We start from the raw sequence: 3,466 nt of genomic DNA, 5'->3' as shown, positions 1-3,466 counted from the left end.
ACCAAGTAGCTCATAAAAGTACAATTTTCATACTTCTTTAAGAGTTCGCTAACGCCTCATTAACATTGTTGCTGTAAACAGTCATCAGAAACAGAAAAACTGTTTTTCTCCGGATCAGGTAGCGCGTACCGGAGTAACAGTTTCTGTTTTATATAGTACTTAGAAAGAGAATATATGCCCTATAAAACCGCACTGTTATATCTTAAGATAGTGGATTTTATAATTTTGGAAGATGTTTCTAATTTCATATTTTTAGCTAAATTTGTAAGTGCGAGAATAAATTCAATAAAAAAATAAGGTGCTATATTTCGATTAATATTTTAGCGTCCTTGTGCCCATAGAGCACGCGTTTCAGCGCAAAAATCAGCATAACAACCTTCTTCAATGGCATCACGAATTCCCTGCATAAGTTGTTGATAATAAAAAAGATTATTCCAAGTCAACAACATCCCCCCAAGAGATTCACCAGATTTGATCAAATGATGCAAATAAGCACAACTATAATCATGTGCTGCTGGACAAAGTGACTGTGGATCAAGAGGATGTGGATCTTCTGCATAACGCGCATTACGCAAATTAATTCTACCAAAGCGGGTAAAAGCTAAACCATGACGTCCTGCACGCGTCGGCATAACACAATCAAACATATCAATACCACGAGCAACACTTTGTAAAATATCATCAGGTGTCCCTACTCCCATAAGATAGCGTGGTTTATCCTCTGGTAAAATCGGACAAGTAGTATCCAATACTGCTGTCATAACACTCTGCGGCTCACCAACAGCAAGCCCTCCAATAGCATAACCTTTTAAATCCATTTCTTTTAATGCTTGAGCAGAACGCTCACGCAGTTTCATATTATCACCACCTTGAACAATCCCAAACAATGCTTTATCTGGCTGATCTCCAAAAGCTGTTTTACAACGCAGCGCCCACCGCAATGAAAGTTCCATAGCTTCTTCCATTTCTTTTTCAGTGGCGGGTAATGCAATACATTGATCCAACTGCATCTGGATATCCGCATCAAGAAGCCCTTGAATTTCGATAGAACGCTCTGGACTCATTTCATAGTAAGCGCCATTAATGTAAGAGCGAAAAATCACACCTTGTTCAGTAATTTTACGGATTCCCTCCAGCGACATCACCTGAAAGCCTCCAGAATCAGTTAAAATAGGTCCGCTCCAGCGTGAAAATTCGTGTAATCCTCCCAAACGTGCAACACGTTCAGCTCCTGGACGTAACATTAAATGATAAGTATTTCCCAAAATGATATCTGCACCAAGATCACGAATTTGATCCATATACATAGCCTTAACGGTTCCTGCCGTCCCAACTGGCATAAATGCGGGTGTACGAACGCATCCTCGCCCCGTTATAATTTCGCCTCGACGTGCATACCCATCTTGAGCAATTTTTCTATAATGAAATGTCTTTATCATAACTCTCGTCTTTTTGATTCCATCAATGCATATCTCTGTAGAAAGAAAAAAGATATCCCCTTACGAGCATTGTCATAAGCTTTATGAATTAATTTTTGATTCGCTCAATATTGTAATCAGCATCAAAAATTAAACGAGATAAAAGAACATTTCTTGTTAAGAAATCAACATAATAAAAGTGATAATCTAGCTCCAGAAAACAAGTAAAATCCTTATAATATCACACCTCAAAATACCTATGCTTAACGCACTAAAGCCTTAACAGAACTGCAAAATTATTATCTCAACAATCTCATCTTTACGTACTTTCATAAGTAATAATTTCGTACGAATAGAAGAAAGTTATGAACGCATTGTACAACTTACAATATTCTTTAACTTTTACAGATAAAAAGTTTTCATCTATCGGGCACCGAGAGCCTTACGCTTAATAAAAGTGCAAATGCATATTATCATTTATCCGTTCACAACATTGAGATAGCCCTTGAGATAATTCATAAAAGGGAGCTTTTTCCAATAGTTTTTCCCCACGCCAATCTCATTTGTGACGAGCAAAAGGGATGATTTTGATTAATTCAACCGCATGAATAATCTGTAAGAGACCCCTACCGTGAAAAAAAAAGACTTACAAACCGACACTTGTAGAAAATTCACCCTTTAGGATGGAGAAGAAGTCAATATAAGAGAAATTGAAATAAGAAAATCTTACAATATTCAAAGCGCTCTTTCAATGGACAAAATAATAATTTATCCGTTATAAATCAATGTACTAATCTAGAAAGAAACCTATCTCTAAAGTTATTTAGATATAACTTCATAAAACACAAGCCTAGAGATTACATCTTTGCTCCATTGCAATTGCAAATAAAAAAAATCATGATTTTATTTTCATTATCTTGCGCAATATATTCATATAATATGGCGTTAAAAGGCTCTCCAGATTGTACAAGACAACCAACATCACAAATGTAATACTCTATTTTAAAACCTTACCTTGTATCATCCACATTGATAGATTCATCAAAATTTTTTAAAAAGCACAAGCATGAAAAAATAATTCATTCAATCTAACAGGAAAAATCCTTAATTAAACTGTAAGATCATTACCCACATGGGATAAAAATAAAATGAACCACCTATTATGAAACGCAAAAACAATTTTAAAAAACGACGAACCCTATAAATAGTAAGTACAATAAAATAGGCTATTCATACTCAAATTACATCGAACAAACCGTATTAAGATGTAAAAGCCAAACTTTGATAGAATATCCTATTAACGACAATATTTAGAAACAGCATCAATACATTGATTTATAATAATAATTCATTTCTATATGTTGAATGAAGGGATAGCTTCTCTTATTGTAAATCTGTATACGTTAAAATAACTAAAATCATTTTCTTGCACATCACAAGAGAGATTAACGTGTAAATAAAAACACTAAAAAAAAGCACTTTTTTAAGATTCTCACATACTGTAGCTTATCATCGGGTTTTGCATCAATTTATTTTTTTCAAATGATTTTTAAGGGGCTCTCAAAGGGTCTTCAAAGGCGGTTTTCTGGGATTTCACAGACTTTTTAAAAATCTTCAAAGGATTTTAAAAGATCTTTCAAAGCCTTTTATCATTTTTGCTCCAAAATTCCAAATTTCGTTATTTTTAGCTCTTTTTGGCAATTTCAAATGTCAAAATCCATTTTGACAAAATACGCATTTAATGCTAAATTTTATACATAAAATAGTAAATTATCACGTATTCCTAACTAATCCCACCTCTTCCCACTTACTGCGAAACTTACTGTCAAACTACACATACCAAAGGCTCTGTTATAACATTGGAGGCTGAAAAAAGCATATGATGATACTGGCTTGCTCCTTCACAAGCATAAAGATGAGGGAGTTTAAATGAATGTTGGAATAGACTGAGAGATGTTTCTTTAAAAAAGCGCGTAAATGCGTAACTCTATTTGGGGCGCTCTATTCCACGTAATGAGTGTTCCTCTTATTAAAAAACAAGAGGAACC

At 34.4% G+C, this 3,466-nt stretch carries 1 protein-coding gene; it reads right to left on the bottom strand.

All coding sequences use genetic code 11. From position 1 onward, the window contains the following. Positions 1-320 precede the first annotated feature (320 nt). Positions 321-1,439 (bottom strand): tRNA guanosine(34) transglycosylase Tgt, encoded by a 1,119-nt coding sequence (tgt, locus tag ACFIO3_RS02030; RefSeq protein ID WP_375606663.1) that lies wholly within the window; start codon positions 1,437-1,439, stop codon positions 321-323. Between the last annotated feature and the right edge of the window lie 2,027 nt (positions 1,440-3,466).

Source organism: Bartonella sp. AD328YNZD (genome assembly GCF_042196425.1).
The sequence above is the reverse complement of the archived record's forward strand: the minus strand, read 5'-3'. Positions and strand labels throughout refer to the sequence as shown.

Bases quoted from the DNA above. Each gene is read 5' to 3' on its own strand.
- tgt (WP_375606663.1), bottom strand. From the start codon at position 1,439: ATGATAAAGACATTTCATTATAGAAAAATTGCTCAAGATGGGTATGCA.